The sequence below is a fragment of the Micromonospora foliorum genome (genome assembly GCF_022229015.1).
Lineage (GTDB): Bacteria > Actinomycetota > Actinomycetes > Mycobacteriales > Micromonosporaceae > Micromonospora > Micromonospora foliorum.
This window is the reverse complement of record NZ_JAKKFF010000031.1, coordinates 14,608-31,011: the sequence shown is the minus strand read 5'-3', so window position 1 is coordinate 31,011 and position 16,404 is coordinate 14,608. Positions and strand designations below refer to the sequence as shown.

The 16,404-nt window shown below is 72.4% G+C and carries 14 protein-coding genes; 3 read left to right on the top strand and 11 right to left on the bottom strand.

What is annotated here, in order from left to right:
• Positions 1-18: 18 nt before the first annotated feature.
• The gene (locus PSH25_RS03220) at positions 19-3,198 is read left to right on the top strand and encodes an ATP-binding protein (protein WP_238657571.1); all 3,180 of its coding nucleotides are present in this window, start codon (positions 19-21) and stop codon (positions 3,196-3,198) included.
• 1 nt (position 3,199) lies between these two features.
• Here the strand turns inward: PSH25_RS03220 and PSH25_RS03215 are convergent, their stop codons facing one another.
• Both PSH25_RS03215 and PSH25_RS03210 read right to left on the bottom strand, forming a co-directional pair.
• Positions 3,200-4,027, bottom strand: a complete 828-nt coding sequence (locus tag PSH25_RS03215) for an ABC transporter permease (RefSeq protein WP_238657570.1) — start codon at positions 4,025-4,027, stop codon at positions 3,200-3,202.
• On the bottom strand, positions 4,024-5,004 hold the full coding sequence (locus PSH25_RS03210; protein ID WP_238657569.1) for an ATP-binding cassette domain-containing protein: 981 nt from the start codon (positions 5,002-5,004) through the stop codon (positions 4,024-4,026). The genes PSH25_RS03215 and PSH25_RS03210 overlap by 4 nt, the downstream gene beginning before the upstream one ends.
• Positions 5,005-5,298: 294 nt before the next feature.
• On the opposite strand from PSH25_RS03210, the gene PSH25_RS03205 reads away from it, so the two are divergent.
• Positions 5,299-6,240 (top strand): hypothetical protein, encoded by a 942-nt coding sequence (locus PSH25_RS03205; RefSeq protein WP_238657568.1) that lies wholly within the window; start codon positions 5,299-5,301, stop codon positions 6,238-6,240.
• 146 nt (positions 6,241-6,386) lie between these two features.
• Here the strand turns inward: PSH25_RS03205 and PSH25_RS33865 are convergent, their stop codons facing one another.
• Positions 6,387-7,124 carry a GntR family transcriptional regulator gene (locus PSH25_RS33865; RefSeq protein ID WP_238657567.1) on the bottom strand — a complete coding sequence of 246 codons (738 nt, stop codon included), beginning with the start codon at positions 7,122-7,124 and terminating at the stop codon, positions 6,387-6,389.
• A gap of 442 nt (positions 7,125-7,566) precedes the next feature.
• Here PSH25_RS33865 and PSH25_RS03195 point away from each other — a divergent pair, with 442 nt between their 5' ends.
• On the top strand, positions 7,567-7,860 hold the full coding sequence (locus PSH25_RS03195) for a hypothetical protein (RefSeq protein ID WP_238657566.1): 294 nt from the start codon (positions 7,567-7,569) through the stop codon (positions 7,858-7,860).
• Between the two features lie 85 nt (positions 7,861-7,945).
• On the opposite strand, the gene PSH25_RS03190 is transcribed toward PSH25_RS03195, so the two are convergent.
• From PSH25_RS03190 to PSH25_RS03155, 8 genes are read right to left on the bottom strand one after another with little or no spacing between them, the layout of a single operon-like run.
• The gene (locus tag PSH25_RS03190) at positions 7,946-8,749 is read right to left on the bottom strand and encodes a class I SAM-dependent methyltransferase (protein WP_238657565.1); all 804 of its coding nucleotides are present in this window, start codon (positions 8,747-8,749) and stop codon (positions 7,946-7,948) included.
• A gap of 33 nt (positions 8,750-8,782) precedes the next feature.
• Entirely contained in the window at positions 8,783-9,553 is a 771-nt protein-coding gene (locus tag PSH25_RS03185) for an ABC transporter ATP-binding protein (RefSeq protein WP_238657564.1), read from the bottom strand.
• Positions 9,553-10,296, bottom strand: a complete 744-nt coding sequence (locus PSH25_RS03180; RefSeq protein WP_238657563.1) for an ABC transporter ATP-binding protein — start codon at positions 10,294-10,296, stop codon at positions 9,553-9,555. Before PSH25_RS03180 ends, PSH25_RS03185 begins: the two co-directional genes overlap by 1 nt.
• On the bottom strand, positions 10,293-11,303 hold the full coding sequence (locus PSH25_RS03175) for a branched-chain amino acid ABC transporter permease (RefSeq protein ID WP_238657562.1): 1,011 nt from the start codon (positions 11,301-11,303) through the stop codon (positions 10,293-10,295). The genes PSH25_RS03180 and PSH25_RS03175 overlap by 4 nt, the downstream gene beginning before the upstream one ends.
• Complete coding sequence (locus tag PSH25_RS03170; protein WP_238657561.1) at positions 11,300-12,196, bottom strand: branched-chain amino acid ABC transporter permease; 897 nt, start codon at positions 12,194-12,196, stop codon at positions 11,300-11,302. The genes PSH25_RS03175 and PSH25_RS03170 overlap by 4 nt, the downstream gene beginning before the upstream one ends.
• Entirely contained in the window at positions 12,193-13,386 is a 1,194-nt protein-coding gene (locus tag PSH25_RS03165) for an ABC transporter substrate-binding protein (RefSeq protein WP_238657560.1), read from the bottom strand. Before PSH25_RS03165 ends, PSH25_RS03170 begins: the two co-directional genes overlap by 4 nt.
• Positions 13,387-13,439: 53 nt before the next feature.
• Positions 13,440-13,844, bottom strand: a complete 405-nt coding sequence (locus PSH25_RS03160) for a roadblock/LC7 domain-containing protein (protein WP_030490280.1) — start codon at positions 13,842-13,844, stop codon at positions 13,440-13,442.
• A 16-nt stretch (positions 13,845-13,860) separates the two neighbouring features.
• Positions 13,861-16,251 carry a sensor histidine kinase gene (locus PSH25_RS03155; RefSeq protein ID WP_238657559.1) on the bottom strand — a complete coding sequence of 797 codons (2,391 nt, stop codon included), beginning with the start codon at positions 16,249-16,251 and terminating at the stop codon, positions 13,861-13,863.
• Between the last annotated feature and the right edge of the window lie 153 nt (positions 16,252-16,404).

Below are 16,404 nucleotides of genomic sequence, written 5' to 3'. Positions count from 1 at the left end.
GTGGGGGATGCTGGGTCCGTGCACATCGCGACCCTCGGCCCACTCGCCGTCGACGGCCAGCCCGTTCGGGGTGAACGGCTCGCGGCGGTGCTCCGCGCGCTCGTCGACGCGCGGGGGCGGGCGGTCTCCGTGAGCCTGCTCGTGGACGCCGTCTGGGACGGCACGCCACCCGACGACGCGACCGGCGCCGTCCAGGCGCTCGTGTCCCGGGTACGCCGTCTCGGGCTGCCCGTGGTCGCGGTGCCGGGCGGATACCGGCTGCCCGCCGAGGAGATCACGGTGGACGCGGTCGAGGCGCGCGCGCTCGTCGAGCAGGCGGGCACCCTGCTCCGGTGCGGTGACCTCCGTGCCGCCCGCGGCCTGGCCGATCAGGCGCGGGCCCTGTTCCCCGAGGTGCCGGAGTTGGTCAGCGCCGAGGACACCCGCCTGTTCGCCGAGGTCGCCGCGCTGCGCGCGCAGGCGGCACTCGCCGGCGTGGGCCCGTTCGACGAGGTCGACCTGGGCCGACTCGTCGCGCGCACACCACCGGACGAGCCGTCGGCCGCCCTGCTCGTCCGGGTGCTGGCCGCGCAGGGGCGGGAGGCGGAGGCGCTGGAGGTGGTCGAGCGGCTGCGCGCCGACCTGGCCGACCGGTACGGCACCGACCCGTCTCCCGTGCTCACGAGCGTGCACCTGGCGTTGCTGCGCGGTGAACTCACCGCCCCGCCCGTCGCGGCGCCGCCCCGGCGACCGGCGCGGATCACGCTGCCCGCCGCGTGGCGTCGTCCCATGGCCCCGCTCGTCGGGCGGGAACGGGACGTCGAGGCCGTCACCGACGCGCTCGCCGAGGCGCCCGTCGTGACGATCGTGGCGACCGGCGGGGCGGGCAAGACCCGGCTCGCCGCCGAGGTGGCCAGGCGCACGGCGGCGGCCGGGCAGGCGGTACGCGTGATCGAACTCGCTGGCCTGCGCTCGCCCGACGAGGTGCTGCCGACGGTGCTCGCCGCGCTCGGCGGTGCGGACACCACGGCGACCGGCGGCAATCTGGGGCTGGAGCGGCGGGTCCTCAGCCCCGAGGAGCGGCTGCGCGCCGTGGCGCCGGACCTGGACGGGCTGGTGGTGCTGGACAACTGCGAGCACGTGCTCGACGCGGTGGCCGTCGTCGTCGCGGACCTGGTCGCGGTGGCCTCGCCGGAGGTCGCGGTGCTCGCGACGAGCCGCGCCCCACTGGGCCTGGTCGGCGAGTTGGTGCACCGGCTGACCGCCTTGCCGGACGCCGACGCGCTCGCGCTGGTCGAGTCCCGCGCACGGGCCGGTGGCGCCGTGCCGACCTGGGACACCGAACGGGCGCTCGCCCTGTGCCACCGGCTCGACAACCTGCCGTTGGCGCTCGAACTGGCCGCCGCGCGACTGCGGCACATGCCGATCGACGACGTGCTCGCCGGGCTGACCGACCGGTTCGCGTTGCTCGACGACGCCCTGCGCGGCCTGCCCGAGCGGCACGCGAGCCTGTGGGCGTTGGTCGACTGGAGCCGGGAACTGCTCGCCGAGGACGACCGCCACCTGCTCCAGCGGGTCGCCGTGATTCCCGCGCCGTTCACCGCGGACCTCGCCGCCGCCGTCGCGCAGGCCCCGGACGTCCGGCGCGGCCTGGCGACCCTCGTCGAACAGTCCCTGTTGACCCTGGTCGAGGGGGACGGTCCGCCGCGCTACCGAATGCTCGAAACGGTCCGCGAGTACGGCGAGGCCCGGCTGGACGCGGCCGGCGCCCGGGATGAGGCCATGGCCGGCCTGGTCAGGTGGGCGCGGGAGCAGGCCGTCGCACTCGCCGGCCGGTTCATCGGCCCCGGCCAGGTCGAGGCGCTGCACCGTTGCGCCGCCGAGCAGGACAACCTTGTCGCGGGCCTGCGATGGGCAATGGGGGCGGACGACGAGCCCGCCGCCGTCGACGTCGCCACCGCGCTGTTCCACCTCTGGTCGGTGCGGGGCCTGCACCTTGAGGTCCTCGCCTGGGCGCGCGGGCTGCTGCACATCGACGACCCGCAGCGGCGGCTGCGGTCCGCGATCCTGCGTGGCGCGGCCAGCGGCCGGCCACTGCCCAACGCCGACCGGCTGGCCTGGACGTGCGTGGTGATCAGCGTGAACGCCGGCGTCAGCGCCGACCTGCGGCCCGCCGTGCTCGCCCGGCGGGCACTGCGGACGCTCCAGGCCGAACGGCCCGCCGAGGTGTCGTCCCGGCTGACCGCCATCGCGGCGGCGCTGCCCGGCTTCGACGCGTCCGATGTGGAGCAGAGCCTGAAGAGCGCGACCGAGATGGTCGCGCACCCGGACCCGTACGTGCAGGGGCTGGGGCTGTTCGCGCGCGCGGCGGTCCGGGAGAACGGCGGCCTGCCGGAAGCGTCCATCAGCGACGCCGAGCAGGCGTACCACCGCTTCGAGGCCGCCGGAGACCACTGGGGCATGGCGATGGCGGCGGGTGCGGTCGGGCAGTTCCTGGTCCCGGGCGGGGATGCCCGGTCGGCCGAGTGGCTGACCCGCAGTGTCCAGCACATGGAGCTGGTCGGCGCGACGCAGGACGCGCGGTCGATCCGGGTCCGGCTGGACGTGCAACTCGCCCTCAGCGGTGACGCGGAGGCGGAGCGGCGACTGGGCGAGACGGCCGCGCTGGGCCAGGCCGAGCAGATCGACGCCGCACAGGCGCTGCTCGGCCTGGCGCACCTCGCCTGGCAGCGCGAGCGGTACGACGAGACGCTCGCCCACGCCGACAAGGTGACGCGCGTCCTCGCCGGCTGGGTCGGGCCGCAACCGCAGCCGCGGGTGATGCTCCGGGCCACGGCGGCGATCATCTACCTGCGGGTGGCCCAGGCCGGGCGGGTGTCGGGCAACGACGCCACCGTCCAGGCGGCCGCGATGCTGTCGCTCGCCCGGGACGACGCGCTGACCTCGCGGGACCTGCCGGTGATCGGGGCGTGGGCGTCGGGCGGCGCGGAACTCTCGGCGTACCGGGGTGACGTCGACACCGCCCGCGAACTGGCCATCCTCGCGAAGCGGATCGGCACCCAGATCGAGATGTTCTTTCCGTTCGAAAGCGGCGAACGGCTCAACGCCATCCTCGGGAACGAGGAGCAGCGTGAGCCGTTGCTGGCCGCGTGGCGCGAGCGGCCGCCCGCCGCGGCCGTCAGCCGGATCCGCGAGCTGATGGACGACCTGCTCGCGTAGGTCAGATCTTCTTGCGGTACGCGCGCAGCGCCAGCGGCATGAACACCGCCACGAAGCCGGCGCACCAGGCGAGCGTCCACCACACGTGGTTGCCCAGTGGGGTGCCGAGGAACAGCCCGCGTACCGAGGCCACCAGGTGGGTCATCGGGTTGACGTCCACGAACGCCTGCATCCAGCCCGGCAGGGTGTCGGCGCCGACGAACACGTTGGACGCGAAGCTCAGCGGCATGATCAGCGCGAACATCACACCCTGCACGGCGCCCGCGGTCCGCACCTTCATCGACACGAGCACCGGCAGCCAGCTCAGGCAGAGCGCGAACAGCACCGCGAGCAGACACCCGGCGATCGCCCGGAACAGGTCGGTGTCGATCCGGAAACCCATCACGTAGCCGATCGCGAGGGTCGACACGGTGACGATGACGTACCGGACGACGTCGCCGAGGACCGCGCCGACAAGTGGCGCGGAGCGAGGGATCGGCAACGACCGGAACCGGTCGAAGATGCCCTTGGCGATGTCGGTGTTGAGGTTGACGCCGATCGCGATGGCGCCGGTCGCGATCGTCTGCGCCAGGATGCCGGGCAGCAGGAACTGCAGGTAGTCGTGGGTCGATCCGGCGACGGCGCCGCCGAAGACGTACACGAAGATGATGAGGAACAGCACCGGTTGCAGGGTCACGTCGATGAGCGCCTCGGGCGTACGCCAGGTCTTGATGAGGCTGCGCTTGGCGAGCGCTAACGAGTGCCGGACCAGCCGGAACGGCCGCGGATTCGGCGCGGAGTTCGAGAGCGCGCGGCTTCTCGTGGGCGCTGTGTCGGTCAGAGTGCTCATGCCGCGACCTCCGTGGGGCGGGTGGTGTCGTCTTCGGACGCCGTACGCCCGGTGAGGGTGAAGAACACCTCGTCGAGGCTCGGCAGGTGCAGGGAGAGTTCGGTGACCGCGATGCCGGCGGTGGCGAACCGCGCGACGCTCTCGGTCAGGGCCGCGTCGTCGGTGACCGGCACCGCGAGCACGCCCTTGCGGACCTCGTCGGCCTGCGCGCCGGAGCCGACCTGGGTCAGGATCTCCGCGGTGCGGGGCAGCTGCGCCGGGTCGGACGGGCGGACCTCCAGGGTCTGCCCGCCGACCACCCGCTTGAGCCCTTCAGGGGTGTCGTGGGCGATGACCCGGCCGTGGTCGATCACCGTGATCGCGTCGGCGAGCGCGTCGGCCTCCTCCAGGTACTGGGTGGTGAGCAGCACCGTCGAGCCGTTGTCGACCAGCGAGCGGACCACGTCCCACATGTCCTCGCGCTTGGCCGGGTCGAGCCCGGTCGTCGGTTCGTCGAGGAAGATCACGTCGGGGGAACCGACGAGGCTGGCGGCCAGGTCCAGCCGTCGCCGCATGCCGCCGGAGTAGGTCTTGGCCGGCCGGTTCGCGGCATCGGTCAGGTCGAACCAGTCGAGCAACTCGGCGGCCCGTCGCCGGGCGCCGCTGCGGCCCAGCTCCAGCAGGGTGCCGAACAGCTCCAGGTTCTGCCGCCCGGTCAGATCCTCGTCGACCGAGGCGTACTGGCCGGTGAGGCCGATGCTCTGCCGAACGCGCTCGGCGTCCCGTACCACGTCGAAACCGCCGATCCGGGCGGTCCCGCCGTCCGGGGTGAGCAGGGTGGAGAGGATGCGCACGGCGGTGGTCTTGCCGGCGCCGTTGGGGCCGAGCACCCCGAGCACCGTTCCGCGGGGTACGGCGAGGTCCACGCCTTGTAGCGCCCTCGTCTTCCCGAATGTCTTCACGAGGCCCTCGGCCTCGATCACCAGGTCAGCTGTCATGCGCCGAGTCTGCGCGGGCCCGCTGACACCGCCCCGACACGCCACCGACACGGGCTGACACGGCTGACATCGGGGCCGCGAGGGAGGGCGGCCGGGGCGTGCACATCCACGACGACGGTCGGTGTCACGATATGCTGGCCACGGCAGAGCGCCTGCCAGCGCCCGATGTGGTGGCCCACGCCTAACCGCATGCCCGGGGCCAAGAGTCTCCGACTCCGCGCCGATGTGTCGATTCCCGGCGTGCCGGTCACGCCGCCTGTTCGGTGGAGTGCGTGGGGCTGCACCGGAGGCGTCATGTCTGATTCCACCCCCCGACGGACCCCAGCCCCGGGACGCGCCCGCAAGCGCGCCATCCGAGAACATGCCGCCCGGGCTGGCGTCGCCTACTCGGAGGCTGCCCGGCAACTTGAGTCGGTCGGCCTTCGGCCCGGCGAAACCCTTTCCAGGTACGGGCGGACGATCTATCCGATCGGGTTCGATCCGCATCGCCAACTGCTCGTCGAACGTCGTGAGCGGCGGTCGTTCGAGGAGCGGGTGCGGGACAGCAGGCGGGCCGCGGTCCTGCCTCATGGCCGCGCGCGGCACCTCGTCGAACGGTTCCCGCCCAGCCGTGGGCGTACCGGCAGCGGGGTGGGCTCGCTCTATCACGGCGAGGGCCGCGAGGAACTGCTCGCGATGCTGTACATCGTGATCGTGGCCGAGTCGCCAGGGTTGCTGCCCGAGGTGGGGGACCTCGCCTGGATCGCGGAACTCGGCGAGGACACCGCGCTCGACACGGCCTGCGCCGACATCGACCGCGAGGCCCGCCGCCTGCTCGACCAGGAGCCGCTGGCCCTCTGGTCGCGCATCCAGAAGGCGCTGACCACAGCCGAACGCAGCGTGGACGGGCAGGTCCGCCAGGAGGCGATCCGGCAGACCGCGCTGTTGAGCACGATGATGACGCCACGTCTGGGGTACGCGGGCGAGCCGTACGTTGCGGGGCTGCCCGTCGCCGGTGCCCGGCAGATCCTCGACGCGCTGCTCATCGTCGCCGACGACGGACACGCGCCGGGCACCCGGGTACGCCTGCTCGCACAGCCGCGCCAACCGAAGTCGGCCACGATCATCGGCGCCCGGTGGGGTCGGTCAGGTCCGCCGGTGGGCTATCTCGTGTGGCTCGACGGGGCGACGGCGCCGCTGTCGGCCCGCCCCGACGACCTGATCGTTCTGGCCGACCAGGAAACCACTCCGCGCTGAGCCGGGGCCTGGAAGGGTGATGCCCGGCGCCGTCCCCTCCGGGCCCGGTCAGATCCTCCTGAACATTTCGGCAAGTCTGACGAACACCCAGGCAGTCTGACAGGAGCGCGGCGAACCCTGCCTGACGCGCTCCTCGGCGCGGTCGCTTAACTGAGGTGGATCAGGTAGTCCAGCTCAACTCGGTCGGACCGCATCACGATGTGCGCGACCTCGGCTACCCAGTCGTTCACGTAGGTCTGTCTGGTGATGACGATGACGGGCACCCCACCAGGGATGCGCAGCGCCTCGGTCTCGTCCGGCGTCGGCAATCTCCAGACGGGACGTTCGCGAATGCTGGTGATGGTGTGCCCAAGGCTGTAGAGCTGCGACGTGTTGCCACCGGGCCAAGGCTCGTTCTCAGGGTCGGCTACCGGGGTGCCAGCGACCATGTCCAGCAACAGGCGTGAGACGGACATCTGCTGCGGAACGCCGTGGGTGCGGAAAAGGAGGTGACGCTCAAGGAGCATCGTTCCCGGCTCCACGTTGAACAGTTCGGCTATCGCCTCACTCGCTGGCACCTCGCGGAAGTCCGTCTCCACGCCGTAGGCCGACCACTTCACCTGCTGATCAACGGTGAACGACGTGCCGAGCTCTCCGCTACGAACCTGCTCCAGCTCTTTGCGGTACCGCTCTGACGCCACCCGACGCACCGGCACAATCGGACGCGCGTAGGTGCCACGTCCTACCTCCGTCAGCACCAAGCCTTCAGAACGCAGCAACGCCAACGCCTCACGAACGGTTCCGCGGGCGACCGAGAATTCAGCCATCAACGTCGACTCACTGGGCAGCAAGGAGCCAGGTGGGATGACGCCAGCCTCGATGCGGCGGCGTAGCTCGTCGGCCACCTGACGATATCGGCGGGGCTGCTGGTGCGGGGTAGGCACGTCCGTCACCGTACTCCCGATCTTCCTGAGACTTCCTCCATGCCGCGACACGATGTCAACCTGTCTAGACAGGTTGCACAGACAGGGCCTACCGTAGCAATGAGACCGGCACGGAGAGTGATCTAGGGGTAGGCGCCCGTGCCGGTCTCTCAAGATCGAGGGAAGGCCCCGTGCGCCGATGGAAGTGGTTCCAGAGACCTGATGAGCCGCAAGCACCGCAACCAGCGGAGCGGCCACGTGATGCTTGAGCAGCCTCGCCCGGAACCCCCGTTCACCGTGATCATGGCTGGGTTCGTCGTCGACCTCCACAATCGCGCCACGTGCCCGCGCTGTCAGCCCGATGGCTGCCCGAAGCTGAGGGCCGCCGGGCTGATCCTGAAGGTGTGGCGTGCAAGGAAGCCGCATGAAGACAGGTGACATGCTGCGGCTGGACCGCGCTGCCAGCGTTCAGTTCATGCACCCCATCACCGTACGAGTCATCAGGGTTCTCGACTGGATCACCTACGACGGATGGGCCTGGATCGACTGCTACCAGCTCGGCCCGAACGGTGACGCCGTCGCGCGACGCTCGCTGTTCATCCAGCCGGCGCAGGTGCAGTACGTACCGCCTTCACCGTTCCCGGTGTGCCAGGCGCCACGCAAGGCCGGCCGGGCTCCCTTGCGGGGAGCCCGGCCGGTGCGGTCGACGGCGTCGTAGAGCTGTCCGGAGCGCAGCGGGGGGGGGTGCTGCGGCGGGAGAGGTACGGACGGCGCGACCGCGCTCCGCGCGGTGGTCCACCTGCTCAGCTCGGTAGGCGGCCCCGCGTGGAGACGAAGTGGTACGACATGACGGCGAACCCGGGGTCACGGAGCAGCCGCCGGAAGGCGTTCAGTTGCTGGGGCGACAGCCCGGCGGCCAGCAGGTCCGGTTCCAGCTGGCGGGAGTTGGTCTCGTAGAGCGACGTTCCGGTCGAACCGCCGGCCCAGCTCTGCGAGTGGGTGATGGTGTCCAGGTCGGTCAGGCCGGCGAGGGCCATCTCGGTGTGCACGTCCTGCGCCCAGCCCAGGTCGGCGCCGTGGTCCTCCAGGATGCCCATCATGGCGTCCATGACCTGCGCGAAGAGTTTCGCGGCATCATCGGTCGGCGCGGTCAGCACCCGCTGCGGCGTGGTGCAGTCGAACTCCTCGACCACCAGCCACCCGCCGGGCGCCAGCGCGCCGGTGAGGGTGCGCAGGACGCGCCGCCGATCGGGCAGGTGCAGCAGCACCAGCCGGGCGTGGATCAGGTCGAACGCGTCCCCGGGGGGCGGCTCGGTGCGGACGTCGTGCTGGCGTACGTGCAGGTTGCCCTCGGCCACGAGGTGGGTGGGGTCGATGTCGGTGGCCAGCACCTGCCCGTCGTCGCCGACCGCGCGGGCCATCCGCCGGGCCATCGAGCCGCCACCCGCCCCGACCTCCCAGCAGGTCGCGCCCGGCTCCAGCACCGGGCGGGCCAGCCGACGTGTGGTGATCGGATCCAGGAAGGACTCCAGCGCGTGCATCTGGGGGACGGCGTCCGGTGCGCCGTTGTCGAACGTGTACGTGTCATCGCTCGTAGCGGTTGTCATCGGTGTCTACCTCTCCGAGAAGGGTCGGGTTGACTACGGGGTGTCGGCCCAGAGCCGAGGGGTCGGTCGGTTGGGCGGGGGCGGCGCAACGGCGGCGACGCTCAACATCGCCGCCAGTGGGGCCGGATCGCGGCGGGCCTCCGCGGTCGGCCGGTCGTAGACCACCCGGCCGTACTCCAGCACCGCCACCCGGTCCGCGATTTCGATCGCGTGCTGGAGTTGCTGCTCCACGAGCAGCACGGTCAGGCCGTCGGCGGCGAGACCGTTGACGAGCTCGCGAACCCGCGCCGCCAGATCGGGCGAGAGGCCCTCACACGGTTCGTCGAGCAGCAGCACCCGGGGTTGGCCGAGCAGCGCACGGGCTATCGCCAGCATCTGCTGCTCGCCGCCGGAGAGTTCGCAGCCGCGGTGCCGCAGCCGCACCGCCAGCCTCGGCAGCAGTTCCAGGGTCCGAGCCACCGTCCAGCCCTCGCCGCCGGAGGTGGGGGCCCGCCACGGCGCGGCCGCCAGGTGCAGGTGCTCGGCCACGGTCAACCGGGAGAACACCCGTCGGCCCTGCGGGACGAGGCCGACGCCGGACTGGGCGATGCGATGCGGTTGTCGGCCGGCGACGTGCACGCCGCCGATCTCGATGCGACCGCTGGCCGCGCGAACCAGCCCGGCGATGGTGTGCACGAGCGTGCTCTTGCCCGCCCCGTTACGGCCCACCACGGCCTGGATGCTGCCCGGGCGCACCCGCAGGCTGACCTCGTGCAGGACGATTCCCCCGCCGTAGCCGGCACAGAGACGATCCACAGTGAGCATCAGGCCACCCCGTCGGCGTAGGCCTGCCGCACCAGCGGCGAGGTACGGATCTCGTCCGGTGTGCCGGCGGCCAGGGTCTGACCGTCACGCAGCACCGTGACCGTGTCGGAGAGCGCGTACACCAGGTCCAGTCGGTGTTCGACAAGCAGCACGGCGACCGCCCTGGGCAGCGCCTGGAGCAACTCGACCAGCCTGCCGACCTCGATGGCGGACAACCCGGCCGCCGGTTCGTCGAGGAGCAGCAGGCGGGGGCGACCGGCGAGGGCCATCGCGATCTCCAACTGGCGTCGTTGCCCGTGCGCCAGGTGCCCGGCGGGCACCGCCGCGACGGCGGTGAGCCCCATCTGGTCCAGCAGCGGACCGGCCAGGTGCTGCGCGGCGCGGCGGCGTCCGCCCGGCCACCACCGGCGGCGCGGGATGACTCGCGGCAGCGCGGCCACCACGACGTTCTCCGTCGCGGTGAGCGTCGGAAAGACCGCAGGTCGCTGGTGGATGCGGTTGATGCCGCGCCGCGCCCGGGCCGCCGGCCCGAGCCGACCGACGTCCCGTCCGTCGAACCGCACGGTGCCGCGCTGCGGCCTGGCGGACCCGCCGATCACGTTGAGCAGGGTCGTCTTGCCGGCCCCGTTCGGGCCGATCAGCGCGTGCCGCTGGCCGTCGTGGATGCACAGGTCGACGCCGTCGAGCGCGGCGAGCGAGCCGTACCGGACGCTGACCTCCCGGGCTTCCAGCAGGCCGGTCATCGGTGCGCCTCGGCAACGGTGGCCTGATCGTGGGCGACCGGCTCGTGCGCCGGGGCGTCCCGCGGGCGCAGCCGACCCCGGGCCCGGTTGACGCCGGTGGGCAGCAGGTAGACCGTCGCCACGAACAGCGCGCCCAGCACCAGCGGCGCGTGGCCGGGCAGCACCCCGAACAGCCAGTCCCGGACGGCGATGACCAACGCCGCGCCCACCAGGGCGCCGCCCACCGAGGCGGTGCCACCGATGACGACACCGAGCAGCAGCAGGGCTGACGTGTCGAAGCCGAAATCGGCGGGGGAGATGTACTGCTGGGCGACGACCAGGAGCGAGCCGGCGGCACCGGCGATCGCCCCGGCGGCGATGTGCGCGCCGGACAGGTGGACCGCCACCCGGTGGCCGCTGGCCCGCAGCCGTGTCTCGTCGTCGCGGCCGGCACGCAGCACCAGCCCGGCCCGGGTACGCAGCAGCACCAGCACCACGCCGATCAGCGTGGCCACCACGACCAGGGCGTACAGGTAACGGGCCTGGTCGCTGGCCAGGGCCGGGAACCCCCAGAACGGGCGGACCGCGGGGATGCCGGCCAGCCCGTCCGTGCCACCGGTCACCGACCGCCACCGCCCGAGGACGATGACGACGAGTTCGCCGATGGCCAGGGTGATCATCAGGACGATCACCCCTCGGGCGTGCACGACGAGCGGCACGGTGAGCGCGGCCAGCAGCGCTCCGGCCGCCGCCGCGACGACGAGCTGCACGACGCCGACGTCGGAGACGCGGCTGCCGACCACGGCGCAGGCGTAGGCGCCCGCCGCGTACGGTGCGGTCTGGCCGAGGGTGGGCATGCCGGCGACGCCGGTGAGCAGGGCCACGCTCACCCCGACCAGGGCCAGGGCCAGCGTCCGGGCGAGGATCGACGTGGTGTAGTCGTCGACCACCCAGGGCGCCACGACCAGGCCGACCAGGACGAGCGCCGCGATGCCACCCCGTGCCCGCCGGATCACCTCGCCCCTCATGCCGGCCTCCATCTGCCGGCCAGGCCGCGCGCCCGCACGGCCAGCACGGCCGCCATGGCGGCGAACAGCAGGAACGGCGCGGCGGACGGCAGCAGCGCCACTCCCAGCGTCTGGATCTCGCCGATCGCCAGCGCCGCCAACAGGGTGCCCGCCATCGACCCGAGACCACCGAGGACGACGACCACCAGGGAGAGCAACAGCACGGTGTCGGCGGTGCCCGTGCCGGGGCCGATGATGGGCGCGCCGAGGACCCCGGCCGCACCGGCCAGCGCGCCGGCGGCGGCGAGCACACCGGCCCGGATCCGCGCCGGACTCACGCCCAGACAGGCGACCATCTCCGGGTCGTCGACGGCCGCCCGGACCAGCATCCCGGCCCTGGTGCGTCGCACCACCAGGTAGAGCGCGAGGGCGAGCACCGCGGCGACGACGATGAACACCAGCCGGTACGCGGCGTAGCGGTGACCGGCGACCATCACCGACCCTTCCAGGGCGGCGGGCACCCGAACCTGCGGATTGTCGGGCCCGAAGCCGGCGACGAGCAGGCTGCCGCCGGCCAGTGCCACCCCGAACGTCAGCAGCGCCTGACTGAGGTGGTTGCCGGCGGCGACCGGTGTGAGCAGGCCGGCCAGGAGCACTCCTGCCGCGGCGGCGGCCAGCACACCGACCGCGAGGGCCAACCCCAGGCTCGCCCAGCCGCCGTCGAGCAGCGCCGCGGCGGTGTATCCGCCGATCGCGTAAAGCAGGCCGTGCGCGAGGTTGAGGATGTTGGCGACGCCGAAACAGAAGACCAGGCCCGACGCGGCGACGAACACGAGCAGCCCGTAGGCGACTCCGTCCAACGCCGGGATCAGGTACGGGTCGATCCGGTTCGTGCCGGCCGCCACCGCTATCACCGGCCGACGGTCGCGAGGTCGCCCACGACGGTGTTGGACAGCGCCCGGCCGTCCTGGCGGACCTGCCGCAGGTACCACTTCTGCACGGGCGAGTGCGTGGTGGTGGAGAACTGCCAGGTGCCGCGCGGGCTGGCGATCTGGCCGAGTTGACCGATGGCCGTGTTGATGGCCTCCGGGGTCGGGTTGCTGCCGGCGGCACCGATCGCCCGGTCCAGTACCGCCGCCGCGTCGTACGAGGCGAGCGCGTAGGTCGTCGGCGATCCGTCGTGCTTCGCCTTCCACGCGGCCACGAAGGCGCGGTTCTCCGCGTTGTCGAGGTCGGGCGAGTAGTTGAGCACCGAGTAGATGTCCCGGGCGGCCTCGCCCTGCGCGTTGAGCACGCCGCCCTCGGTGAGGAACCCGGCGGCGTACAGCGGGATGTCCTTGATCTCGGACTGCGCGTACTGCTTGACGAAGTCGACGGCGGCGCTGCCGGCGTAGAAGGTGTAGACGGCCGCCGCGCCGGAGGCCTTGATGCGGGCGAAGTAGGGGAGGAAGTTGGTGGTGGCCGGGAACGGCGTGAAGGTCGTCTTGCCGTCGGCGTTCGCCAGCTTCCCGCCGATCTTCCCGAACGCGTCGGTGAAACCGCGCAGCTCGTCCCAACCGCCCTGGTAGTCCGGGCCGATCGCGTAGACGGAGCCCTTCACGTTGTCGCGGACGTGCTGGGCGATCGCCGCCCCGGGCTCGTCGGAGAGGTACGAGGTGTGCCAGACCCGGGAGACGTCCTTGAGCTCCGGCCGGCCGTTCGAGCCGACCAGTGGCACCTTGGTCTCGTTGAGCACGGGGGTGACGCCGGCGACCGAGCCGCCTCCGACGATGCCGGTGAGCGCGGACACCCGGTCCTGCTTGAGCAGCTTGGTCGCCGCCGGGACCGCAGTCTGCGCGCCGTTGCCCTCGTCCGCGACGATGAGGTCGACCTGCCGGCCGCCCAACTTGCCGTCGTGCGTGTCCAGGTAGAGCTGGAAGCCGTCGCGGATCTCGGTGCCGACCGCCTGGTACGTCCCGGACAGCGACGCGAGCAGGCCGATCTTTATCGAGCCGCCGGCGCTCGTGCCCGGCGCGTCGTCGCCGCAGGCCGAGCTGGTGGTCAGCACGGCCGCGAGCAGCGCGGCGGTGAGGGCACGGCTGCGCCAAGGCGTGGTGAGAGGCATGTCTGACTCCAGAGGAAGGGGAAGGGGTCTCCGGCGTGGGGGCGCCGGGGTGGTCAGCGGCTGCGGGCGAGCGCCGCTCGGGCAGCGGGGGTCAACGCGTCCCCGATGCGGTTGGCCAGCTCGGTCATCTCGTAGGAGACCTTGCCCACGTCGCACTCGGGGGCGGCGAGCACCAGCAGCGAGGCACCGTCGTTGAAGGCCATCGAGAACATGAACCCGCCCTCGAGCTGCGTGACGTTGGAGATCACCGCGCCGGCGTCGAAGAAGGCCGCCGCCCCCCGCAGCAGGCTGACGAGCCCGCTACCCGTGGCGGCCAACTGGTCGGCCCGGTCCGGTGGCAGGTCGCGGGTGGCGGCCACCATCAGGCCGTCGCTGGAAATGGCGATCGCGTGGCTGACCTCGGTCGCGCGCGCGGCGAAGTTGTCCAGCAGCCAGCCGAGATCCTGTTGGTCGGTCACGTGCTCTCCTGTCGCGTCATTTGTTGCCGAGGTTGATCGGGGTGCGCCGTCGGTTCGCCACGCCCCGCGCGTACGCGGCCATCGCCGTCGCCACCTGCGCCGGGTCGCGGTACTCGGACCGTTGCTGCTGCTGGGGCACGGTCACCCCGCCGGGCACCAGGTGCCGTTGCGGCTGTCGTTTGGGCAGGCCGGAGTTGGTGGTCGCGGCGACCTCGGGGGCTTGTGCCTGGGCGGCCGTACGCCAGGCGTCGTCGGCGGGGCTGGACCACTGCTGGCCGTTCTGGCCGTCGACGACGTCGTTCTGGAACCAGTGGTTGACCTGTTCGAAGATGAGGAGCTCCTCGGTGGGCGCGTCACCCCGGTCCGGGGCTGCGGGAGCCGGTCGGAAGACCGGCGCCGCCGGCAGGGTCCGTTCGGCCGTGGGGCGGCCGGCGGTGGGTTCGGGGCGCGGCTGGTACGGCGGCGGAGGGCTGGGCGTCCGCGCTGCCCGCCGTGACAGCCGGCCGGGCGCAAGCAGGTACTCCTCCGGTGGGAGCGACCGGATGATCGCCGCGGGCAGGGTCGCCTCGGCGAGGATGCCGCGTCGGGGGCCGCGTCGCAGTTGGACGGTGGCGCCCAGCCGGGCCGCGAGCTGGCCCACCACGACCAGCCCCATCGCCCGTACGGCGGCCACGTCGATGGCCGGCGGGCGGGCCAGCAGCTCGTTGAGCTGCTGCATCCGCTGCGCGGACAGCCCCACACCCTCGTCGCTGATCTGGACGATGACGCGGTCACCCAGGCTCCGGCCGCTCACCCAGGTCTCACTGCCGGGTGGCGAGTACGTGGTGGCGTTGTCCATGAGTTCGGCGAGCAGGTGCACGACCTCGTCGACGGTCTTGGCGGCCACCGCGACGTCCCCGTCGATCATGCCGAGCCGGACCCGTGCGTAGTGCTCGATCTGGGACAGCGCCGCCTGGAGCACCTGTTGCAGAGGAACGTCGCGCTGGCGTACGCGACCCACGCCGACACCGCCGAGCACCAGCAGGCTGGCGTTGATCCGGCCCATCCGGGTGGCCAGGTTGTCCAGCGTGTACAGCTGGTCGAGCCGGTCGGGGTCGGTCTCGTCCCGCTCGACCAGGTCGACCTGGGCCAGGACGGCGTCGACCAGGCGCTGTTCGCGGCGGCTCAGGTGGATGAAGATGTCGGCGGTGTTGGCGCGCATCACGGCCTGTTCGGCGGCCGTCCGCACGGCGGCCTGGTGCACGGCGCTGAACGCCTGACCCAGTTCACCGATCTCGTCGTCGCTGGACGGTTCGAGCGCGGCACTGGACTGCTGGTGGGCCAGCTTCTGTGGGTCGACGGCCGCGCTGCCGGGCTGTTGGAGCTGGGCCACCACGGCGGGGAGCTGTTCGAAGGCCACCGCGTTGGCCGCGTCCCGGAGGCGGCGCAGCCGTCGGGTGATCTGCCGCGCGACGGCCCAGGTCACCAACGCGGTCAGGATCAGGGCCAGCAGGACGCTGGCCGCCTCGGCCACGGCCCGGCGGCGCTGGTCGGCGTGCGCGGCCCGAACGTCGTCGCGGACCGCGTCGTCGACCCGGGCGCGCAGGTCGGCCAGCCGGGCGGCGCGGGTCTGGGTGGTGGACACCCAGGCGTCGGTCTCCAGTTGCAGCCGTGACCCCGGCTGGGCCCGGGACACCTCGTCCTGCATTCGTTGCAGGGCGAGCGCCTCCTTGCCGGTGCCGGCCTGCTCCCACCAGATGCTCCACTCGGGCGGGGCCAGGGCCAGGAACGACAGGCTCGACTCGGTGTAGCTGGTGCGGGCCGCCGTGATGTCCTGCTGCATGGCCGGGGTCAGCTCGCCGCCCGCGACGGCGCGCAGCACGGCCACCTGCTGCTGGCCGATGGCCTCGGCCGTCTTCGACAGCGCCGCCGATGCCCGGATCCCGTCGGCGAGTTGGGCGTCGACCACGCCGTGCGAGACGTTCTCCCGGAAGTTGATGAGGTCGGCGATCGCGATGCGGTAGCTGAAGGTCATCGCGGACACCGACGCGTGCGTGGCGGTACGCACCTGGGTGCGTAGCGGGGCGAGGCCGTCCAGAGCCGCGTCGATGCGGCGCAGGAGAGCCGAGCTGGTGTCGGTGTCGGCGGACAGTCGGTCCCGCTGCTCGCGGTAGCGGGCGACGGCGTCGTCGGTGGCCGCCATCTCCGCGCCGAAGGCGTCCTGCTGCTCCGGCCTGGCGTAGGTGAGCAGGTCGGCGGCGGCGATGCGTTCGCGTTGCAGCCGGTAGGCGAGGTCGCCGGCCTCGGCGCCGACCTGCGCCAGGATCTGCAGGTCGCTGGCACGGGCCGTCTGGCGTGCGCTCTCGGTCAGCGCGAGACCGGCGAAGCCGATCACGGCGACGAGCGGGGCCGCGACGATGAGGCGCATCCGGCCGGCTATCTTCCAACCGCGTCGGCGGGTCGGGTAGGGTCTGGCCGCGTGGGACCGGGTGCTCGACGCCAAGATTGACTCCCACGACTCGTCGATGACGGTCTATCCGCACGTTGCCGAATGCAAGTCCCATTCGGCCGGAAGCCGCGC

Excerpts from the sequence above, each read along its gene's own strand:
- PSH25_RS03180 (WP_238657563.1), bottom strand. The coding sequence starts at position 10,296 with ATGACCGGCCTGCTGGAAGCCCGGGAGGTCAGCGTCCGGTACGGCTCG.
- PSH25_RS03190 (WP_238657565.1), bottom strand. The coding sequence starts at position 8,749 with ATGACAACCGCTACGAGCGATGACACGTACACGTTCGACAACGGCGCA.
- PSH25_RS03210 (WP_238657569.1), bottom strand. The coding sequence starts at position 5,004 with ATGACAGCTGACCTGGTGATCGAGGCCGAGGGCCTCGTGAAGACATTC.
- PSH25_RS03165 (WP_238657560.1), bottom strand. The coding sequence starts at position 13,386 with ATGCCTCTCACCACGCCTTGGCGCAGCCGTGCCCTCACCGCCGCGCTG.
- PSH25_RS03155 (WP_238657559.1), bottom strand. The coding sequence starts at position 16,251 with ATGCGCCTCATCGTCGCGGCCCCGCTCGTCGCCGTGATCGGCTTCGCC.
- PSH25_RS03205 (WP_238657568.1), top strand. The coding sequence starts at position 5,299 with ATGTCTGATTCCACCCCCCGACGGACCCCAGCCCCGGGACGCGCCCGC.
- PSH25_RS03185 (WP_238657564.1), bottom strand. The coding sequence starts at position 9,553 with ATGCTCACTGTGGATCGTCTCTGTGCCGGCTACGGCGGGGGAATCGTC.
- PSH25_RS03175 (WP_238657562.1), bottom strand. The coding sequence starts at position 11,303 with ATGAGGGGCGAGGTGATCCGGCGGGCACGGGGTGGCATCGCGGCGCTC.
- PSH25_RS03195 (WP_238657566.1), top strand. The coding sequence starts at position 7,567 with ATGAAGACAGGTGACATGCTGCGGCTGGACCGCGCTGCCAGCGTTCAG.
- PSH25_RS03215 (WP_238657570.1), bottom strand. The coding sequence starts at position 4,027 with ATGAGCACTCTGACCGACACAGCGCCCACGAGAAGCCGCGCGCTCTCG.